The 17,792-nt window shown below is 70.3% G+C and carries 21 protein-coding genes; 8 read left to right on the top strand and 13 right to left on the bottom strand.

What is annotated here, in order from left to right:
* Window positions 1-66: 66 nt before the first annotated feature.
* The gene (locus BLQ91_RS04655) at window positions 67-720 is read left to right on the top strand and encodes an ACT domain-containing protein (RefSeq protein WP_176959609.1); all 654 of its coding nucleotides are present in this window, start codon (window positions 67-69) and stop codon (window positions 718-720) included.
* On the opposite strand, the gene BLQ91_RS04650 is transcribed toward BLQ91_RS04655, so the two are convergent.
* Entirely contained in the window at window positions 717-1,400 is a 684-nt protein-coding gene (locus BLQ91_RS04650) for a 3-keto-5-aminohexanoate cleavage protein (RefSeq protein WP_090095365.1), read from the bottom strand. The two genes, BLQ91_RS04655 and BLQ91_RS04650, sit on opposite strands and share 4 nt — an antisense overlap.
* Window positions 1,401-1,460: 60 nt before the next feature.
* On the opposite strand from BLQ91_RS04650, the gene BLQ91_RS43280 reads away from it, so the two are divergent.
* A complete protein-coding gene (locus tag BLQ91_RS43280; RefSeq protein ID WP_281199231.1) occupies window positions 1,461-1,583 on the top strand; it encodes a hypothetical protein in 123 nt (40 codons plus the stop codon).
* Here the strand turns inward: BLQ91_RS43280 and BLQ91_RS04645 are convergent, their stop codons facing one another.
* Window positions 1,584-3,245 (bottom strand): DUF262 domain-containing protein, encoded by a 1,662-nt coding sequence (locus BLQ91_RS04645; protein ID WP_090095364.1) that lies wholly within the window; start codon window positions 3,243-3,245, stop codon window positions 1,584-1,586. It lies immediately after the preceding gene.
* Between the two features lie 18 nt (window positions 3,246-3,263).
* Between BLQ91_RS04645 and BLQ91_RS04640 the strand changes: the two genes are divergently transcribed.
* Window positions 3,264-3,575, top strand: a complete 312-nt coding sequence (locus BLQ91_RS04640) for a hypothetical protein (RefSeq protein WP_245733100.1) — start codon at window positions 3,264-3,266, stop codon at window positions 3,573-3,575.
* Here BLQ91_RS04640 and BLQ91_RS04635 read toward each other — a convergent pair.
* Window positions 3,572-4,006 (bottom strand): GNAT family N-acetyltransferase, encoded by a 435-nt coding sequence (locus BLQ91_RS04635; RefSeq protein ID WP_090095363.1) that lies wholly within the window; start codon window positions 4,004-4,006, stop codon window positions 3,572-3,574. The genes BLQ91_RS04640 and BLQ91_RS04635 overlap by 4 nt on opposite strands.
* A 38-nt stretch (window positions 4,007-4,044) precedes the next feature.
* Here BLQ91_RS04635 and BLQ91_RS04630 point away from each other — a divergent pair, with 38 nt between their 5' ends.
* Window positions 4,045-4,461, top strand: a complete 417-nt coding sequence (locus tag BLQ91_RS04630; RefSeq protein WP_176959566.1) for an SWIM zinc finger family protein — start codon at window positions 4,045-4,047, stop codon at window positions 4,459-4,461.
* Here BLQ91_RS04630 and BLQ91_RS04625 read toward each other — a convergent pair.
* From BLQ91_RS04625 to BLQ91_RS04605, 5 genes are read right to left on the bottom strand one after another with little or no spacing between them, the layout of a single operon-like run.
* Window positions 4,450-4,977 (bottom strand): hypothetical protein, encoded by a 528-nt coding sequence (locus BLQ91_RS04625; protein WP_090095361.1) that lies wholly within the window; start codon window positions 4,975-4,977, stop codon window positions 4,450-4,452. The genes BLQ91_RS04630 and BLQ91_RS04625 overlap by 12 nt on opposite strands.
* A 57-nt stretch (window positions 4,978-5,034) precedes the next feature.
* The gene (locus BLQ91_RS04620; protein WP_090095360.1) at window positions 5,035-5,532 is read right to left on the bottom strand and encodes a GNAT family N-acetyltransferase; all 498 of its coding nucleotides are present in this window, start codon (window positions 5,530-5,532) and stop codon (window positions 5,035-5,037) included.
* On the bottom strand, window positions 5,525-7,633 hold the full coding sequence (ligA, locus tag BLQ91_RS04615; RefSeq protein ID WP_245733098.1) for an NAD-dependent DNA ligase LigA: 2,109 nt from the start codon (window positions 7,631-7,633) through the stop codon (window positions 5,525-5,527). The genes BLQ91_RS04620 and ligA overlap by 8 nt, the downstream gene beginning before the upstream one ends.
* 33 nt (window positions 7,634-7,666) lie before the next feature.
* Window positions 7,667-8,320, bottom strand: coding sequence for a hypothetical protein (locus BLQ91_RS04610; RefSeq protein WP_090095358.1), 654 nt, complete (start codon window positions 8,318-8,320; stop codon window positions 7,667-7,669).
* 5 nt (window positions 8,321-8,325) lie between these two features.
* Window positions 8,326-8,883 carry a YdeI/OmpD-associated family protein gene (locus BLQ91_RS04605; RefSeq protein ID WP_090095357.1) on the bottom strand — a complete coding sequence of 186 codons (558 nt, stop codon included), beginning with the start codon at window positions 8,881-8,883 and terminating at the stop codon, window positions 8,326-8,328.
* 283 nt (window positions 8,884-9,166) lie between these two features.
* On the opposite strand from BLQ91_RS04605, the gene BLQ91_RS04600 reads away from it, so the two are divergent.
* Window positions 9,167-9,646 carry a GNAT family N-acetyltransferase gene (locus BLQ91_RS04600; protein WP_090095985.1) on the top strand — a complete coding sequence of 160 codons (480 nt, stop codon included), beginning with the start codon at window positions 9,167-9,169 and terminating at the stop codon, window positions 9,644-9,646.
* On the opposite strand, the gene BLQ91_RS04595 is transcribed toward BLQ91_RS04600, so the two are convergent.
* From BLQ91_RS04595 to BLQ91_RS04585, 3 genes are all read right to left on the bottom strand, one after another.
* The gene (locus tag BLQ91_RS04595) at window positions 9,633-10,811 is read right to left on the bottom strand and encodes a hypothetical protein (protein ID WP_090095356.1); all 1,179 of its coding nucleotides are present in this window, start codon (window positions 10,809-10,811) and stop codon (window positions 9,633-9,635) included. The two genes, BLQ91_RS04600 and BLQ91_RS04595, sit on opposite strands and share 14 nt — an antisense overlap.
* Before the next feature lie 38 nt (window positions 10,812-10,849).
* Window positions 10,850-12,709 (bottom strand): glycoside hydrolase family 9 protein, encoded by a 1,860-nt coding sequence (locus tag BLQ91_RS04590; RefSeq protein ID WP_090095355.1) that lies wholly within the window; start codon window positions 12,707-12,709, stop codon window positions 10,850-10,852.
* Between the two features lie 93 nt (window positions 12,710-12,802).
* Window positions 12,803-13,852 (bottom strand): methionine synthase, encoded by a 1,050-nt coding sequence (locus tag BLQ91_RS04585; RefSeq protein WP_090095354.1) that lies wholly within the window; start codon window positions 13,850-13,852, stop codon window positions 12,803-12,805.
* 513 nt (window positions 13,853-14,365) lie between these two features.
* Between BLQ91_RS04585 and paaI the strand changes: the two genes are divergently transcribed.
* Window positions 14,366-14,752 (top strand): hydroxyphenylacetyl-CoA thioesterase PaaI, encoded by a 387-nt coding sequence (gene paaI / locus BLQ91_RS04580; protein ID WP_090095353.1) that lies wholly within the window; start codon window positions 14,366-14,368, stop codon window positions 14,750-14,752.
* Here the strand turns inward: paaI and BLQ91_RS04575 are convergent.
* Both BLQ91_RS04575 and BLQ91_RS04570 read right to left on the bottom strand, forming a co-directional pair.
* Window positions 14,691-15,089 (bottom strand): hypothetical protein, encoded by a 399-nt coding sequence (locus BLQ91_RS04575; RefSeq protein WP_090095352.1) that lies wholly within the window; start codon window positions 15,087-15,089, stop codon window positions 14,691-14,693. The genes paaI and BLQ91_RS04575 overlap by 62 nt on opposite strands.
* A 38-nt stretch (window positions 15,090-15,127) precedes the next feature.
* Complete coding sequence (locus BLQ91_RS04570) at window positions 15,128-16,270, bottom strand: hypothetical protein (protein WP_090095351.1); 1,143 nt, start codon at window positions 16,268-16,270, stop codon at window positions 15,128-15,130.
* Window positions 16,271-16,306: 36 nt separating this feature from the next.
* On the opposite strand from BLQ91_RS04570, the gene BLQ91_RS04565 reads away from it, so the two are divergent.
* Both BLQ91_RS04565 and BLQ91_RS04560 read left to right on the top strand, forming a co-directional pair.
* Window positions 16,307-16,810 (top strand): DUF6584 family protein, encoded by a 504-nt coding sequence (locus BLQ91_RS04565; RefSeq protein ID WP_090095350.1) that lies wholly within the window; start codon window positions 16,307-16,309, stop codon window positions 16,808-16,810.
* A complete protein-coding gene (locus tag BLQ91_RS04560; protein ID WP_090095349.1) occupies window positions 16,807-17,658 on the top strand; it encodes a serine/threonine dehydratase in 852 nt (283 codons plus the stop codon). The genes BLQ91_RS04565 and BLQ91_RS04560 overlap by 4 nt, the downstream gene beginning before the upstream one ends.
* Window positions 17,659-17,792: the final 134 nt, after the last annotated feature.

Here is a 17,792-nt window from a genome sequence, read left to right as displayed (position 1 = left end):
GAGAATCACCGACCGGCAACGGCGCGAGACGCGGGGTCTCTCGCACGAGCTATGGAGGCGTTCACCTTGTCGTTCCTGATCCGGGTCCAGCTCCCGGACCGTCCCGGCACCCTAGGCGCGGTCGCTTCGGCTTTGGGCGAGATCGGGGCGGACATACTCAGCGTGGACGTGGTGGAGCGCGGTTCCGGCCTCGCCATCGACGACCTCGTCGTCGAGCTCCCCTCCGGCCGCCTGCCCGACACCCTGATCACCGCCGCCGAGTCGGTCGAGGGCGTCGAGGTCGACGCCGTCCGCCCCTACGCGGGCATCCTCGACACCCATCGCGAGCTGGAGCTGGTCGAGGAGATCGCCGAGGAGCCGAAGAAGGGCCTCGAGGTCTTCACCGAGGGCGTCCCGAAGATCATCCGCGCCGGCTGGGCCGTCGTCGTCGGTCCCGAGGGCACCGGCATCAACCGCCTGACGGCGTCGTCGGCCGCGCCGGAGACCCGGATGGCGGACGTGCCGTGGTTCCCGCTGGAGCGCGCGACCGTGCTCGACGGCGAGGAGGAGTGGGTGCCGGAGACCTGGCGCGAGCTGGGCACCGAACTCGCCGCCACGCCGCTCGGCAAGCCGGACCGCGTGCTCGTCGTCGGCCGTCCCGGCGGCCCGATGTTCCGCGCGGCCGAGGTGGCGAGGCTGGCGCACCTCGCCGGCATCGTCGCCGTCGTGCTCCCGGACTAGCGAGGGGCCTTCGACCGCTGGTTGCGGCGGGCCATCGCGACCAGCTCGGCGTTGTTCCTCGCCCGGCGCCCGTCGGGCATGGTGAGCGTGTCCTCCAGGCCCATGCGCACGTGGTGTTCGAGCCGCGCCGCGTAGACGAGGACGGGCCAGGCGTCCGCGTCCGTGCCGTGCAGCACGATCGGCAGCCCCAGCGGTTCGACCACGCGCAGCAGGCCCTCCGCCGACTCGCGGGTCGCCACGACGGCGACCCTCCGGGTGCCCGGCGGCAGCTCGCCCAGCTCGGCCGGCTCCGCGACGACGAGCTCGACACCGACGCCGACCCGGTGCAGCGCGCCGGCCAGCTCCCGCCAGCCGGGTTCGTCGACGTGCACGCGCGCGACGTCCGGCCGCCCCGCCGCCAGCGGAGCCCAGCTGCCGACCAGCGCGGCCCGGTCGCCGGGCACGTTCGTCGACACGCTGATCTCGACCTGCGGCGCGGCCGCCCGCACCGTGGCGACGGTCGTGGCCACCTCGGACCCGACGAGCGTGAGCCCGCCGATCACGTCACGCGGGTGGACGTGCACCGACGTGGCGCCGAGCGCGGCGGCGTCGGCCGCGTCCTCCGCGAGCCTCTCGGGGGACAACGGCAGGGCCGGGTGCTCCTCGGCCGCGCGGGAGCCGTTCAGACAGGCTTGCAGCACACCTCACACGGTCCCACACAACGCTCGGCGCCGCGGTGGTCCAAGGGTTAAGTTGGGGACGTGCGACCGGACGTGGTGCTCGCCCAAGCCGATGGCCTCGCGATCGGTGACCTGGCCCTCGGGGTGGCCGGGCTGATCGCGGTGGCGGCGGTGGTCGTGGTGGCGCTCAAGCGCAAGCGGTGATCACAGCTCCCACTCCTCCGCCAGCGTGCGCAGCAGCTCCTTCTGCCTGGTCTCGAGGAGCGCCGGGGTCCACTCGGACTGCGCCAGCACCTGGCTGGTGAGCGGAAACGCCGACACACCGGAGCGGCTCAGGAAGTACTTGTGCTTCTTGGTCTCGAAGTCGTAGTTCTGGGCCTGGGAGTTCTTCGTCCGGTTGAGCAGGACCAGGTTCGCGAGCCGATGCGTCCACGTGCCGCGCGCCTGCGCGGTGAAGGCGTCCAGCCACGCCGAGTCCGCTTTCGGGTTCTGCGGCAGGACGTGCTCCACGGTGATGATCGAGAAGTCGTGCGTGACGCCGGAACTGCCCGCGAGCACCTCGTCGAGCCTGAGCAGCACGTACTTCCTCGTCTTCTGCACCAGGTAGAGCGGGCCGTCGAGCTGCCGCACGGTCTCGGCCCGTTCGTCCGCGTCGAGGTCGAAGGCCGGTGAGTCCAGCCCGTGCCCGGCGGCGAGCTCCCGCAGCAGGTTGGAGTACCTGACCACTCTTGGCGTCGTGTAGACGCGGCGGATGAACATGCTGGCCGCGAGCCGCTCCAGCTTGCGGAGGAAGCCGTCCAGCCAGACCGGGTCGTCGCCGTGGTGGCGCATGGCCCACAGGGCGGGTGGCAGCCAGTCGCTGTTGTCGATCTGGGAGAGCCTGCGGAACCACGAGTTGACCCGCTCCGCCTTGGCGGACGCCTCGTAACCGAAGTCGCGGATCTGCTCGTAGGCCTCCGCGTAGGGCACCAGGACGTCGTCGACGAACTCCGCCGCCCGTCCCGGGAGGTACTGGTCCAGCACCTGCTTCGGGAACTCGGTCATAAGGTCCTGCTTGGCACGTTCCTTGGCGAAGATCATGCGGATGTACAGGAACAGGTCGGCGAAGTCGCTGCGACCGAGCATGACCTCGGCCTCGTCCCACTTCGTCGCGTACTCGTCGTCGAGCAGGCCGATGACCTTCGACTTGAAGATGTCCGCCGGTGAGAGGTCCAGGCCGCGGGCGTTCATGACGCTGAAGATGCGGTGCGCGCTGGTCAGGTTCGGCGTGGTCACGATCACGAGGAACGTCCGCGCGCTGATCATCTTGACCAGTCGGCGCCGGGACTCCTCGTCCCATCGGACGAGCACCTCGCGCAGCGCCTTGGCGTTGTCGCGGATCGACTTCTGCGCATCGGTCTTCAACGCCGTGTCGTTGAGCGCGATCAACTCCTCGACGCGCCCTGGCGTCTGCACGTAGGTGCGGAAGAAGGCCTGGTCGCGCTTCTTCAACGCGAGGCGCGGCTTGGCTTCCAGGTCGAGCAGCTCGTCACCCGGTTCGATGATCATCTTACCGAGCGAGTCGCGGATGCCTCCCGGCTCGGCGAGGTCGCGCACGATCGCGAGCAGGATCGTGAGGGTCGTGAGCCGTTGTTGGCCGTCGATCACCTCGGAGTCTGCCGCGCCGTCGTTCTTCACGAGGACCATCGAGCCGAGGAAGTACGGCTCGTCGTCGTCCCGCTCAACGGCTTCGACGAGGTCGTCGAGCAACTGCCCGGCCTGCTCGACCTCCCAGGCGTACGGCCGTTGGTAGTCAGGGATCCAGAAGTCGTAGTCGCTGCTGAACACCTTGCGAAGCGGTACTTCGTGAGCCCCGAGCTTGTGCATGACCGCCTCATCGGGCGAGTGATGATCGTTGTTACGCACTGCGAGATCTCCCGGCTGGCCGCAGAATCTGCCGTGATCGCCCTACTTCCCGGAGGTATGAAGATCATGGCCGTGACCGTGAACCTCGACATGCTCCTCGACAAGGCTTACGAGAACCTCCCGCTCACCGAGATCCTGGACGCACCCGTCGACGCGCTGCAGGGCGTGAGCGCCGGTGACGCGGAGAAGCTGAAGGCCGCGTTCAACATCAAGACCGTTCGCGACCTGGGCACCAACAAGTACTTCCGCGCCGCCGTGACGCTGCTCGACCTGGAGACGACGGCCCGCTAGAGCACCATGCGGTAGTGGACGAACGGCGTCTTCTCCGCGACCTGGTCGTAGAGCCGGCGGGCCGCCTCGTTGTCCTCGGCGGTGTGCCAGTAGACGCGCGCGCAGCGCTGCCCGCGTGCCCAGTCCGCGACCGCCTCGACGAGCGCGCGGCCGATGCCGCGGCCGCGCGCTTCGGGGGCCGTGAAGAGGTCCTGCAGGTAGCAGACGTCCGGGCCGGACGTGCTGGGGTGCCGGAAGAAGTGCGCGATGCCGACGACGTGGTCCCCGTCGCGGGCACACAGGGCGTGGATCGATGTGCCCGCTCGGAACGCCTGCCACTTCTCGTCGTACGTTTCCGCTGGCAGGGTGCGTTCGTAGAAGGCGTTGTAGCCCTCGAAGAGCTGCTGCCACCCGGTGCGGTCCGCGGGTTCGAGGCGGCTGATCGCGATCATGTTGATCCTTTCTGCGGTCACCCGGTTGGATGACCCCCGTGTCGACGACCCTGACCACCGAACTGTTGCTGCACCGCGCGGGCACCAAGTCGTACTGGCGCGGGCTCACCTACCGCGAGGCCGTGCTGTCCCTGCGGGTGCACAGCCGGCACGTCGCGGCGCGGGTGCGGGGCGGTGACGAGGACGCCTACGTGGTGGAGCTGTCGTGGTCGGGGACGCACCTGGTCGGGTCGTGCAGTTGTCCGCACGGGTCCGAGGGGTTCTTCTGCAAGCACTGCGTGGCGGTCGGGCTGGTGCTGCTGGACCGGGGTCAGACGGTGCCGCCGCCGGACGCCGAGGACGTGGAGCTCAAGGACGTGCTGAGATCGCTGCCGCCCGACGTGCTGCGGGACCTGCTGTACGAGCAGGCGGCGAAGGACCTCAAGCTGCGGGCGCGGATCATCTCATCTTTCTGACAGGTGCCCGCAGAACTGGGTTTCCGGTGGTAGCCCGCACTTCGAGCCCGGTGGGCGGGTCGCCGCCGCCAGCACCCAGCCGGCGGGGCCGCGCTCGAAGACCAGCACGTGGGGCATGCCGTAGCTGGTGTGGTCGAACGTCGTGGACTTCGCGAAGTACAGGTCCGTGACCTCGTGGAGGTGGACCACCACGCTCCCGTCCGGGTCGACGGTGGTGCGTCTCAGCTCTGTGGTGACCTCCGCCCGCGAATAGCCGCCGTGCGGCAACTTCTCGTGCCGCTCGCGGCGTCGGTCCAGCTTCGCTTCGTCGACGCGCAGCACGGCCGCGAGCGCCTGGGTGACGGGCACGCCGAAGCCCGGCGTCTGCGCGACGGCGGTGACCTTGTCCGCGCGGCGCTGCAGGTAGTGCTGCGCCAGCTGCTCGAGCTGGCGCCGGTCGTGCGCCGCCGGGTGCCCCGGCGCGGCCGAGGCACCCGGCAGGAACAACGCGGTCAGCAGGACTGCGGCCGATCTCATTCGCGAACCCCCACTCGCGGTGACGTCCAGTGGACGCGCGGCCGCGGGAGGGGTTGCTCAGACCGGTAAGCCGTAGGCCATCAGATTCAGGCCGGGCACCGGCCTCCAGTCCCGTTCCGGCAGCCGCGTGAAGCCCAGCCGCTCGTACAACCGGTGCGCCGCCAGCATCTTCTCCGACGACGACAACACGACCGAGCCCGCACCCGTGGCGCGCGCCCTGTCGACCACCACCCGCACCAGGGCCTCGCCGACACCCCGGCCGCGCGCCGCGGACGCGACCGAGAGCATGCGGAACTCCAGTTCGCCCGGCCGCGAGATCTCCGCGTACGGCGTGCCCGGCCGCACGATCGTCACCGAGCCCAGCACCTCGCCCGAGGCGGTGTCGACGGCCACCACCAGTTCGGCGGCGCGGAAGCGGGAGGCGGCGTCGGCGAGGGTGGTCGCGTAGTCGTCGTGGGCGCCCACGAAGCCGTCGACGCGGTACGCCTCCACCGTGATCGCACCGACCGCGGGCAGGTCGGCCTCCTCGGCCGGGCGGATGGTCAGGTCACTCATCGGAGCCTTCTTCCCCAGGCAGGGCGACCTCTCTCGCGGCGTCCGGGCCCTGCTCCAGCAGGACGCGGAACCCCGCCTCGTCGAGGACGGGAACCTTCAGCGAGACGGCCTTGTCGTACTTGGATCCCGGCGCGTCGCCGGCCACGACGAAAGAAGTCTTCTTGGAGACCGAGCCCGCCGCCTTGCCGCCGCGCGCGAGGATCGCCTCCTTCGCGGAGTCGCGCGAGAACTCCGCCAGCGAACCCGTGACCACGATGGACAGGCCTTCGAGGTTGCGGACGATGGACGCGTCCCGCTCGTCCTCCATCCGCACGCCGGCGGCCCGCCAGCGCTGCACGACGCCCTGCCGCCACTCGGTCTCGCGCCATTCGACGACGGCGGTCGCGATCGTCGGGCCCACTCCTTCGGCACCCGCGAGCGCCTCCTCCTCGGCTTCGAGGATGGCGTCCATCGAGCCGAACTGCTGCGCCAGCGCGCGGGCGGCGGTGGGACCGACGTGGCGGATCGACAGCGCGACGAGCACCCTCCACAGAGGACGGGACTTCGCGGCCTCCAGGTTGTCCAGCAGCTTGAGCGCGTTCGCGGACAGCTCGCCGTTCTTCGTCTTGAAGCGCTCGACCCCCAGCAACGCCTCGGCGTCGAGGTCGAACAGGTCGGCCTCGTTCGTGTACGCCGTGGACTCGGTGATCGCGGCGGCGGCCTCGTAGCCGAGCACCTCGATGTCCAGCGCGGCGCGGGAGGCGAGGTACGCCAGGCGTTCACGCAGCTGACCGGGGCACGTCTCCGCGTTGGGGCAGCGGATGTCGACGTCGCCCTCCTTCATGGGCCGCAGCACCGAGTCGCACTCGGGGCACCGGGTCGGCATCTCGAACTCGCGCGCGTCGGCGGGCCTCGCGGCCAGCACCGGGCCGAGCACCTCGGGGATCACGTCGCCCGCCTTGCGGATGACGATGCGGTCGCCGATCAGCACGCCCTTGCGCCTGACCTCGGAGGCGTTGTGCAGCGTGGCCCGCGCGACCGTCGACCCGGCCACCTTCACCGGTTCCATCACCGCGAACGGCGTGACCCGGCCGGTGCGCCCCACCTGGACCTGGATGTCCAGCAACGTCGTGGTGGCCTCCTCCGGCGGGTACTTGTACGCGATGGCCCACCTCGGGGCCCGCGACGTCGTGCCCAGGCGCCGTTGCAGCGCCACCTCGTCGACCTTGACGACCAGGCCGTCGATCTCGTGGACCGCGTCGTGCCGGTGCTCGCCCCAGTACTCGACCTTCTCGCGCACGTCGGCCGGGTCGGTGAGGACCTCGGTGTGCGAGGACACCGGCAGGCCCCACGACTTCAGCGCCTCGTACGCGAGCGACTGGCGGGCAACCTCGAAGCCCCCGGTCTTGCCGATGCCGTGGCAGATCATCCGCAGCTTGCGCGACGCCGTGACCTTCGGGTCCTTCTGCCGCAACGACCCCGCCGCGGTGTTGCGCGGGTTCGCGAACGGCGGCTTGCCCTGCTCGACCAGCGAGGCGTTGAGCGCCAGGAAGTCCTCGACCGCGAAGAAGACCTCGCCGCGCACCTCCACGAGGTCCGGCACCGGGTACTCGTCGGACCCCTTGAGCACCACCGGGATGTCCGCGATCGTGCGGACGTTCAGCGTCACGTCCTCGCCCGTGCGGCCGTCGCCCCTGGTCAGTGCGCGCGTGAGCCTGCCCTTCTCGTAGAGCAGGTTGATCGCGAGACCGTCGATCTTCAGCTCGCACAGGAAGTGCGTGCCCTCGCCGATGTCCTTGCGGACGCGCTCGAACCACGCCGTCAGCTCGTCCTGGCTGAACACGTTGTCGAGGCTGAGCATGCGCTCCAGGTGGTCGACCGCCTGGAACTCCGTCGAGAAGGTGCCGCCGACGAGCTGCGTCGGCGACTCCGGCGTCGCGAGGCCGGGGTGCTCGGCCTCCAGCGCCTCCAGCGACCCCAGCAACGCGTCGAACTCGCCATCGGTGACGGTCGGGTCGTCGAGCACGTAGTAGCGGAACTGGTGCGAGCGCACCTCTTCCGCGAGCACGGCATGCCGCTCGCGCACCTCTGCGGGGACGTCTTCAAGGCTCTCGCTGGTCACGTCCCACAGCTTAGTGAGCAGGTCCGACAGTTCTCAGAGCCGCGAATCCCCGGCCAGCTCACGGACGAGTGAACGCAGCTCCAGCAGGCTGATCGTGCCCTCCGGTTCGAGCTGCGCGGTCTCCACCCGCCGCAGCCTCTCCCCCGCGAGGCGTTCGCCGAGGGTGACGTCCAGCGGCAGGAACGTCATCGTCTGCCGCTGCTGGTCGCTCAACCCGGCCAGCGCCGGGTGGTAGACGGCGACGTCGACCACGTCGCCGTCCACCTGGGCCACCACGCGGTAGTCGCCCAGCCGCATCCTCACGTCGCCGAGGTTCACGACCACCTCGGTCGGGTCCGGCACCGCCGGCACCGAGTCGTGGAACTCCCACACCATGTCCGACGGCGGCGCGGCGTCGATCCAGGCGTCGGTGTACGGACGCAGCCGCGGGTCCTCCTGGCCGGTGACCACCAGCGCGTACATCGCCATGTGGCCCTGTTCGAGCGAGAAGACGAGGTCCGGGTGCAGTCCGCTGACGAGGTCCCGCAGCTCGTCCTCGACCCGGTGCGGCTCACCGTCGCCGAGCGCCGCGCTGACCACCGGCACCAGCTGGAACCACCGTTCCCAGAACCGCCGCGCCGCCTCCTGCGCGTTCGGCAGGTGGTCGGGGACGACGTCTTCGGCTTTGCGGCGGCGGAACCACTTCATGATTCTCAAGAGTAGAGCTTGCGGCCCTCCGCCAGCATTTCAACGAACTGGGCGATGCGTTTCCGGCGCGTCTCCGGCCTCTTCGCGTCGTGGATGCGCAACAACACCGCATAGCGGTTCTGGCTGTTCAAGGTCTTGAAGAACTCGGCGGCCCGGGGGTTGGCGTCGAGCGCCGCGACGAGGTCGTCCGGCACCTCTATCGTGGCGGGCCCCGCATACGCCGCGTCCCACCGCCCGTCCGCCTTGGCCTTCTCGACCTCCCTCAGGCCCGCCGGCAGCATCTTCCCGGCCGCGACGAGCGCCTCGACCTTGCCGCAGTTGCGCTTGGACCACTTGCTGCGCGGCTTCCGCGGCGTCCACCGCTGCGAGTAGTAGGTCTCGTCCACGGACCGCACGAGCCCGTCGATCCACCCGTGGCACAGGGCCACGTCCAGCGCCTCGTCGTAGGTGATCGTCCTGAGCCCCGACCCCTTCTTGGCGTACTTGATCCACAACTCGGTCTCGGTCGCGCCGTTGCGGTGCAGCCAGGCGTCGAACTCGGCCGGCCCCTCGAAGACGATCAACGCACCCTCCTCAGGCAGAGCGTCATCTCCTCATAGGGAACACCGATTTCGGCCCCTTCGGGGCAACTTCCTCGTTTCACATCCATGACCTGCACGTTCACCCGCGACGCCGCACAGTCGAACTTGGACACCCGGTTCCGTGCCGCTGAAGGCCCACCACACGGCGAGATAGGCCACCACGGCAAGGACACACATCATCACGGTCTGTCTCACGACCACGCCGCGGATGGTGGCGGCGAAAATGGAGTGGCGCCCGGCGACGAATTTGGCCACAGTGCGCGGCATGCTGATCCGGCGGGAGACACCCGCAGACATCTCCGCCATCCGTGACGTCACCGATCTCGCTTTCAAGGACGGGCCCGAAGCTCTGCTGATCGACTGGCTGCGGGACGACCCGGGCTGGATCCCGGAGCTGTCGCTGGTGGAGGACGCCGTTCTCGGGCACGTCGTGTGCACGCGCGGGTACGTCGACTCCGTGCCGGCGCTGGGACTCGGGCCGATCGCGGTGCACCCCGCGCACCAGCGCGCCGGCATCGGGTCGGCGTTGATGCACGCGGTGCTGGGAGCCGCGGAGGCACGTGGCGAGCGCGCGGTGATCCTGCTGGGGTCGCCGGACTACTACTCGCGGTTCGGGTTCCGGATGGCCTCGGAGTTCGGGATCACGCCGCCCGACCCCGCCTGGGAGCCGTACTTCCAGGCGCGGTTGTTCTCGGACGTGCCCGCGGGGCCCTTCCGGTACGCGGAGCCGTTCAACCGGCTCTGACGACCTCTCCGCCGGACCTGCGGGCGTGGATCGTGCCGTCGGGCTGGGCGGACACGGTGTCGATGAAGGCGTTGTCGCCCAACGGTTCCCAGGTCGTGGCCCCGAGGCGGTGCGGGCGTCCGGCCATGAGCGTGTAGAGGCCTGTCGTCCCGTCCTGGCGGATCACCGCTTCGGGTGATGCTTCCAGGCCGTACGCCGTTATGCGCCAGGCGCCCGCGTTGCCCGCCATGAGCTTGTCGCCGGAACGGACGTGGAGGGTGGCGGTGCCGTCCCGCTGGAGGACGGCTGATGGCTTGCCCTGGGCGAATCCGGGTGGGCTCAGGGGCTGCCAGGCCGGAACGGGGCGAGGCGCGGCCGAGCGGCGCGGAATCGGTACCGACTGGCGGGCCCCCCGGGGAGATCCACCCCCCATTCCCACCGCACCGGGGTCCGACAGTGTCGCGACGCTGCCGTCCACCAGCACCGCGTACAGCTCGACCGTCCCATCAGGACGCGGCACCGCCTCCGGATCCCCCGCCACCCCCGAGGCCACCACCCGCCAGACCCCGTCGGCCAGAGCCCGTACCTCGCCGCGGGCCGTCCGCGCGTACACGACGGACCCGGCCACCGAGGGCCGTCCCACGAAGTCCTCGAACGTGCTCAACCGCGTCGAACCGGCCCACACGTCGCCGTCGGTCACCAGGTGCACGACACCACCGACGACCTCGGGCCCGCCCTGCCACGCCCGCCGGATCAGGGACGACGCGCGCGGCTGCGACTGGTCGTACCGCCCCGGGCAGCAGGACCGCTGCACCGCGTCGGCCAGCAGGCCCGCCGACAGGCCGGGGCGGTCGACCCGGACCGCGTGCTCGAAGAAGCTCCGCGCGGCGTGGGAGACGTCCATGACCTGCTCCGGCGTCCCCCAGCCCATCGACGGCCGCTGCTGGAACACGCCGAGCGAGTCGCGGTCGCCGCAGGCGAGGTTGTTCATGTGCGACTCGACCCACCCGGCCTCGAACCCGGCGAGCAGCACCTTGTCGCTCACGCCCAGGGAGAGACCGACGGCGTGCACGGTCCGGATCACGTCCGGGTCGTGTTCGGCGGGGACCAGGCACCCCACGTCCGTGGGCAGCGCATGTGGCGTGCCGGAGAAGAGCAGCGAGAAGACCAGCGCGAGCCTGAGCACAAGTCCGAATTGGACACCCGGGCCCGCGCCGGCGCCACTCAGGAGTTCGCGATCAGGGAGAAGCCGAGGACGCCCGTCGCCGTGAAGTCGATGGCCGGTTCGGAGCTCGGCCACGAGCGCAGGTCGTCGGCGAACACGGACTTCGCGGAGTCGAACTCCAGCGTGTACGGCTTGGTGCACGGCACGGAGCCCGGCGGCATGTCGCCGAGGCCCTCGAACAGGGTGGCGTCGTTCGGGCCGTTGATCACGGCACCGACCAGGACCTTCGAGCCGCCGTCCGGGGAACCGGCGAGGTTCGCGGCCTGGTGGTGCGGGCACTCGGGGAACTTCGTGCCCACACCGACGATCAGCGAGGTGCCCCAGGCGTTGGTGCCCAGGGCGAAGCCGCGCTGCTGGGTGCCGAAGACCGCGTACTCCTTCGAGCCGGTCAGCCTCTGGTGCAGCGCGGCGGTGGTGATGTAGCCGAACGTGCGCGAGCCCACGTCCCAGGTCTCGACGTTGGCCGCGGTGCGGAACGGCGAGGTCCGGGCGGCGTCGGCGCCCTTGCGGAGCTGCCGCTCGATGTCGCCCACGACCTGCTGCTCGGTCACCTCGGCGCCGGGGATGCCCTTGCGCAGCAACGGGGCGAGGTCGGCGTGGGCCAGAGCGGAGATGTTGTAGACGTTCAGCGTGTCCGGGTCACCCGTGGCCAGGAACTCCTTGGCCCAGTGGGCGGCGGCGCGGGCGAACTGGCCGTAGCGCTTGTCGTGCAACGCCTTCGCGGCCAGCGCGAGCTGGGTGGCGCCGAACTCCAGGTCGTCGGTCCACGACTCCTCGGGGTAGTACGCGTGCGGGAACGCCGTCACGAGCTCGCCGACGTCCGAGGTCTTGGCCAGCGCGAACAGCTGGGCGGCCTTGTCCAGGTACGACCGCGCGACGCGCGGGTTCCGGTGCGCCTCGACCTGCGCCGCCAGCGCGAACGACCCGGCGACGCGGCCGACCAGGTTCGGGCTGATCTTCTCGCCGGCGACGTTAGCGCGGAACACCGGGCGGTGCTTGATGTAGTACTCGCGGTCGCCCGGCTCCACGTCGAGCTTGTCGTCGGCCTCGGGCAGGCGCCAGACGTCGTGGTCGCCGACGAAGCCGAACTCCTCGGAGCCGGTGCCGATGCCGACCTGCGCGTAGAGCGTGCCGGTCTTCTCGTCCCACGCCTTGTCGAGCCACCTGAGGCCGAACTCGGCCTCCTCGTAGAGGGCGGCGTTGTGCTTGTTGCGCAACGCCAGCAGCATCGACGCCGTGGAGTACGACGAGGCGTGCGTGAACTTCACGAAGTCACCCGCGTCGAACCAGCCGCCCTCGAGGTCGACCTCGGCACCGGTCGGCTTCAGCGGCGCCGCGATCTGGTCGCCGCCTTCGCCCGCGAACACCGGTGTCTCGTGGACGAGCGCCTCGCGGTCGGTGAGGTGCGCGGGCTTGCGGTCCAGCCGGCCGGGGACGACGTCGGCGCCGTCGCGCTGCGCCTGGAAGAACTCGACGGTGTTGTGCGCGACCGGCGAGAACAGCTTCTTCAGCGAGTCGACCTCGAACGGCGCCGACGTCGCGGAGCCGACCTTGATCCGGTAGGTGCCCGACTTCTTCAGCGTGGAGAAGTCGATCGGGTGCACGGCCGGGAACCTGTCGCTCCACGAGCCCGTCGAGGCACCCGTCCTGCCGGTCAGCACGGTCCGGCCGCGACTGTCGACGACGGAGAACTTCGTGTTCGCGGCACCGCCGAGCACGTACGCGTGCTTCTGCTCGGAGGTGCCGAAACCGACCTGGTCCAGCCTGATGTGGCCGGCGGGGGCCGGCTGGGCCTGTGCAGGCGCCACGACCACGCTGGTGAGGACCGCGGCCACGAGGGCCGCACGTCTGATGCGCATGATGAGGAACTCCCGGTCCAGGCCCCGACGCTCGGCCTACGGTTAAGAAAGTTTCCTAATAGTTCGCAGCAGACTAGCCCCACGCACCGGACATCACCAGCCCTCGGGCGGCTCCGAGAACGACGAGGAGAGGTCACGCGTCAGCGAGAGGGCGCGTTTGACCCAGGTGGACGTGGCACCCGCCAGACCGCACGTGGGAGTGGGCAACGCCTTCTCGGCGAGGATCGACCGCGGGAAGCCCAGGCGGTCGACCAGGGTGAACGCCCGCTGCCCGACCTCCTTCAACGTCACCGGGACGCCGGGGTCGGTGCTCGGCACCAGGCCCAGCGCCAGCGTCGTGCCCGCCTCCCAGGTCTCGCCGATCTCGTCGAGGGCCTCCGCACCCTTGACCAACGTCGCGTCGAACGCGATCGCCGTCGCCCCCGCCTCGCGCAGCAGCGTCAGCGGCGGATGGGGCGCGCAGCAGTGCACGACCACCTCGTGGTCCCCCAACGCCTCGATCACGGTGGCCAGCACCGCGCGGGCGTCGGGCTCCGGCACGGCGGGCACGGTGCCGAGCTTGGACGGCGTCGGCAGCAGGCCCCGCAGCACGGCGGGCAGGCCCGGTTCGTCGAGCTGCACGACGACCTCCGCCCCGGTCCGCCTGGCGACCTCGGCGGCGTGCTGCCGCAGCCCCTCGGCGAGCGACTCGGAGAACTCCTTGACCGCCCCGCGGTCCGTGAGGACCCGATGGCCGCGCATCAGCTCGATGTTCGACATCAGCGTCCACGGCCCCGCGGCCTGCACCTTGACCACCGAGGGCCGGGCCCCCGCGCGTTCCAGCGCCTCGTCGAACGCGTCCAGGTCGCCGCGCAGCAGGTCGACGGCACGGCGGTGGTCGCGGCCGGGACGCGGGGTGACCCGGTACCCGGAGGTGATGACCTCGATCGCGAGGTCGACGAGCAGGCCGGCGGTGCGGCCGATCATGTCCGCGCCGACTCCCCTGGCGGGCAGTTCGGGGACGTGCGGCAGCTCGGGCAGTTCTCCGACGACGACGCGCGCCGCCTCGTCGATGTCGGTTCCGGGCAGCGATCCGATTCCAGTTGCTCCACGCACCCGGCGAATTGTTCCACTGTCCGGCAGACAGAAGAGGTCTAGACCCATTGACGCTGTGGTCCAGGCCACTTACCGTGATCGAGCAGGTGCTGAACGTAGGAGCACCTCCCCGCACGTGGTGCAGGACCGCGACGCGCCCCGTGGTCCTGCGCCACTCCCCCGGGCAGCAGCTGGCCGTCGAAGGCCAACCACGTCGGCCGCGTCGCGTTCTGGTCCGCCGGTCGCGACAAGGGCTGTCCTGGCGGCGGCGTCTCGCCCACGTGCAGTGGAATCTCGCAGGCGAACTGGGAGTTCACCACCCTGTTCAAGGCCTGCACGGGCTGATCGCACCTCTACCGGGCGAAGGCCGTTGCGGGAACTCCCGTCCCCGCAACGGCCTTCCTCATCCCATCAAGGCGCTCAGCAGGAGCTGCAGCACCCGCAGCCGGGACCCGTACACCCGCCGCAGCAAGAACAACCAGCCATGGTGCCCACCTCCGATGTTGAACGATCATGCAATCGGACAGTAAGGCGACTTGAACGCTGCGTGACACCACCGCCAGGGTGATTACCCTGCCACGAATGAATGGTCCTGCTGAGATGTTGGCCGCCGACAAGGCCTCGACCGGCCTCGGCATAACGCCGATCGAGCTGCGCGACGGTTACGCGGTGCTGCGGATGGCTGTCACCGAGAACATGCTCAACGGCCACGGCATCGCGCACGGCGGCTACGTCTTCCTGCTGGCGGACACCGCGTTCGCCTGCGCCTGCAACAGGGCCGGGTCCGTCACCGTCGCCGCCACGGCCGAGATCGACTTCATCAAGCCCGTGCACTCCGGTGACGAGCTGGTGGCGGAGGCGGTGGAACGGACCCGGTTCGGCCGCAGCGGGATCTACGACATCACGGTCAGGCGTGGGACCGAGGTCGTGGCCGAGTTCCGTGGCCGGTCGCGGACGTTGCGCTCCTGAGGCCGATGAGCTGCAGCACCGCGAACCCCAGCACGGCGAGGCCCTGGGCCAGCACCAGCGCGACGCCGACACCGGTCAGCGGGAACCAGTCCGTGGTCGCGGTGAGAACGCTGTCCAACGCCCAGACGACGTTTCCGATGATGACGAGCAGCACGATCCGGCGGTCCGGGACGGCGCGCGTTCCGAGGAAGAAGACGCCCACGCCGTAGAACACGCAGAAAAGGCCGAGCCCCAGCTGCAGACCCGCCGGCATTCCGACTTCCGGGCGGATCAGGACGGTCAGGAGACCGAGAGCGAACGAAGCGACACCGTCGAGTTTCAAGGCGAATTTCAACATGGCCCGACGATCGCCCGGTCAACGCTGCCAAAGCCACGTCAAGCGCTGCCAACTCCTGCCACCAGGTCCGCCGCGACCAGGCGCGCGGCGGCGTTCTGCCAGTTGTGGAGCGTGCGCTCGGGCACCTGGGTCACGAACCACCGCAACGCGCGCCGGTCCTCGGCGTCGAGGTCCTCGCGCTTCGTCCGGACCGAGTACGGGCGGATTCCCTTGACGTAGTAGAAGTAGACGGCGTTGTAGTAACGCCATTCGTCGCTCGTGCCGAAATCCCCGTCGGCGGGTTTCAGCCGTTGAATGCTCGAAAGCAGCATGCCCTTCAACTGGGCGGCGCGGTCGAGAGGCGGTCCCTCGTCGGTCAACGCGATCAACGGGCTCGCGACGAGCTTTCCCAGATCGCCGTAGTGACTCAGCGCCTTGCGCGTCAGCCGGGCGAACTCCGCCTCGTCCTCGGTGATCAACGGGCGGCGCTTGGGCAGCGACTCGGCGGCCTCGCGCAATTCGGCTCGTTCGGCGGCCACGGCCGGCACGGCGAGACGGTCGACCACGGAGGCGAGGGGGTTCGCGAGCACCTGGACGGCGATCGCCGCGGCCACCGTCGTGAACGCGAGGAGGTCGGGGCCGCCGAAGAGGACGACCTGCGAGCCGAACAGCACGGCCGTGAAGCCCGCGATGACGAGCGACCGCAGCATGTCCGCGCGGATCGCCTCGCCCTCCTCGACCGCGTCGGTCACGGCGACCAGCACCCCGAACACGACGAGGTCGAAGCCGATCATCGGCAGCGTCAGGGCGTCGGGCAGCAGTTGCAGCAGGAACGCGGCGGCGGAGAGCCCGAACATCACCCCGACGAGTGAGAAGTAGGCACGTTTCCTCATGGCCAGCACCGTCGAGACCGCCAGGGGCAGCAGCACGATCCACGGCAACCAGAACGACGCGACGAGGAACACCGCCACCCCGCCGGCCCACCACCTGATCAGCTCGGGGCGGGCGAGCAACAGGATCGCACCCGTCCAGGCCAGCGAGGGCACGCCGATCAGCACGGGATGCGGCACGACGACCGCCGCCGAATAGCCGATCATCCCGACGCCCGCCCACCACAGCAGCGGTTTGCGGGGGTCGCGGGCGAGCAGGTAGAGCCCCAGCCACCAGGCGAGGCCGGAGACCAGCAGCGATAGGCCGAACACGGGTCAAAGCTAGTCCCACCTGCAAAACTGTTTCCCATGCCGGTAGAGCTGACGCTCCACAAAGCGGCCGAGGAGTTGCGACGGGGTGACCTCGCGAACGTGCTTCGCGCACGTCAGCGCGTCGCCGGCCTCGTCGGCACGTTCCCCCACCGGCTCGACCTCCGCGAACGCCTCGCCGAGGTGTACCGCGTGCTCGGCCAGCCGGCCCAGGCGGGGCGCTGGGCCTACCTCTCCGACGAACGCGATCCCGAGGAGACCCGGGCCTTCGAACGCGCCTACCGCCGCGCGGAAGCCCGTCTGGTAGCGCTTTCCTGGCAGGGCCGCGTCGACGAGGCCCCCACCGAGACCGCGCGCACCCGCCTGGAGACCCTGCACCGGCAAGCACGTCTGGAGCTGCGGCGCGAGCTGGCCTCGACGCCGCACGAGGAGACGTCCTGGGGCGCGTGCCTGGTCGTCATGGCCGGCGGCACCTTCGTGCTGGTGTGTTTCCTGCTGGGCCTCGTGACTCTCGCGCAGTTCTTGTGGAAGCTGGTCTCATGAGAACGTTGTCGCAGTACGTCCGCCGCACCCCGGTCATGCGCGTGTCCGCCGACGGCAGGCCGCTCGTGTTCAAGCTGGAGCACCTGCAGCTCACCGGGTCGTTCAAGCTCCGCGGTGCGGTGAACACCCTGCTGGCGCTGAACGTCTCCGAGGTCGTCACCGCGTCGGGCGGCAACCACGGCATCGCCGTCGCGCAGGCCGCCCAGCTGCTCGGCGCGCACGCCACGGTCTTCGTCCCGGTGACCGCGCCCGAGACCAAGACGCGGCGCATCGAGGCGCTGGGCGCCAAGCTGATCCGCCACGGCAGGACCTACGCCGAGGCCGCCGCTGCCGCCCGCGAGCTCGACCTGCCCTACGTCGAGGCCTACAACAGCCGGACCGTGATCGAGGGGCAGGCCACGGTGACGCGGGAGATCGTCGAGGACGCCCCGGACGTGGACGCGATCTTCGTGGCGGTGGGCGGCGGCGGTCTCGTCGCGGGTGCCGCGCTGGCCTCCGGGGGACGGCACATCGTCGCCGTGGAACCCGAGAACTGCCGCGCTGTGCACAACGCGCTGGAGGCCGGCGAACCCGTCGACTCGGTGGTGGACTCCGTCGCCGCGGACGCGCTGGGCGCCACCCGCGCGGGTTCGTTGGCGCTGGAGATCCTGCAACAGCACGACGTTTCCTCGCTGCTGGTCTCCGACGCGGAGATCCTCGCGGCGCGCGACCGCCTGTGGGAGGAGTTCCGGCTCGCGGTCGAACCGGCCGCCGCGGCGGCGTTCGCGGCGTTCCTCAGGGGCGACGTGTCGAGTGAGCTGCCCTGCGTGCTCCTGTGCGGAGCGAACTCGGAGTGGCGTCCCAGCTAGCCCGGCGGAACCGGCGAGCGCCCAAGCGGCGCAACGGCGTCACGACCCACACGGGCAGGTCGTCGTGACGGGCCTGACCGCTCAGCTTCCGCCGGTCCGCGGGGCTGACGAAGCACCGGAACGCGCTGCGGGCG

The organism is Lentzea jiangxiensis, from assembly GCF_900104175.1.
GTDB lineage: Bacteria > Actinomycetota > Actinomycetes > Mycobacteriales > Pseudonocardiaceae > Lentzea > Lentzea jiangxiensis.
Note: the sequence above shows the minus strand (reverse complement) of the source record. Positions and strands in the feature narration are given on the sequence as shown.

Excerpts from the sequence above, each read along its gene's own strand:
- BLQ91_RS04600 (WP_090095985.1), top strand. The coding sequence starts at position 9,167 with ATGCTGATCCGGCGGGAGACACCCGCAGACATCTCCGCCATCCGTGAC.
- BLQ91_RS04610 (WP_090095358.1), bottom strand. The coding sequence starts at position 8,320 with ATGAAGTGGTTCCGCCGCCGCAAAGCCGAAGACGTCGTCCCCGACCAC.
- BLQ91_RS04575 (WP_090095352.1), bottom strand. The coding sequence starts at position 15,089 with ATGTTGAAATTCGCCTTGAAACTCGACGGTGTCGCTTCGTTCGCTCTC.
- BLQ91_RS04620 (WP_090095360.1), bottom strand. The coding sequence starts at position 5,532 with ATGAGTGACCTGACCATCCGCCCGGCCGAGGAGGCCGACCTGCCCGCG.
- BLQ91_RS04585 (WP_090095354.1), bottom strand. The coding sequence starts at position 13,852 with ATGGGTCTAGACCTCTTCTGTCTGCCGGACAGTGGAACAATTCGCCGG.
- BLQ91_RS04625 (WP_090095361.1), bottom strand. The coding sequence starts at position 4,977 with ATGAGATCGGCCGCAGTCCTGCTGACCGCGTTGTTCCTGCCGGGTGCC.
- BLQ91_RS04590 (WP_090095355.1), bottom strand. The coding sequence starts at position 12,709 with ATGCGCATCAGACGTGCGGCCCTCGTGGCCGCGGTCCTCACCAGCGTG.
- paaI (WP_090095353.1), top strand. The coding sequence starts at position 14,366 with ATGAATGGTCCTGCTGAGATGTTGGCCGCCGACAAGGCCTCGACCGGC.
- BLQ91_RS04560 (WP_090095349.1), top strand. The coding sequence starts at position 16,807 with ATGAGAACGTTGTCGCAGTACGTCCGCCGCACCCCGGTCATGCGCGTG.
- BLQ91_RS04635 (WP_090095363.1), bottom strand. The coding sequence starts at position 4,006 with ATGATCGCGATCAGCCGCCTCGAACCCGCGGACCGCACCGGGTGGCAG.
- BLQ91_RS04565 (WP_090095350.1), top strand. The coding sequence starts at position 16,307 with ATGCCGGTAGAGCTGACGCTCCACAAAGCGGCCGAGGAGTTGCGACGG.
- BLQ91_RS04645 (WP_090095364.1), bottom strand. The coding sequence starts at position 3,245 with ATGCACAAGCTCGGGGCTCACGAAGTACCGCTTCGCAAGGTGTTCAGC.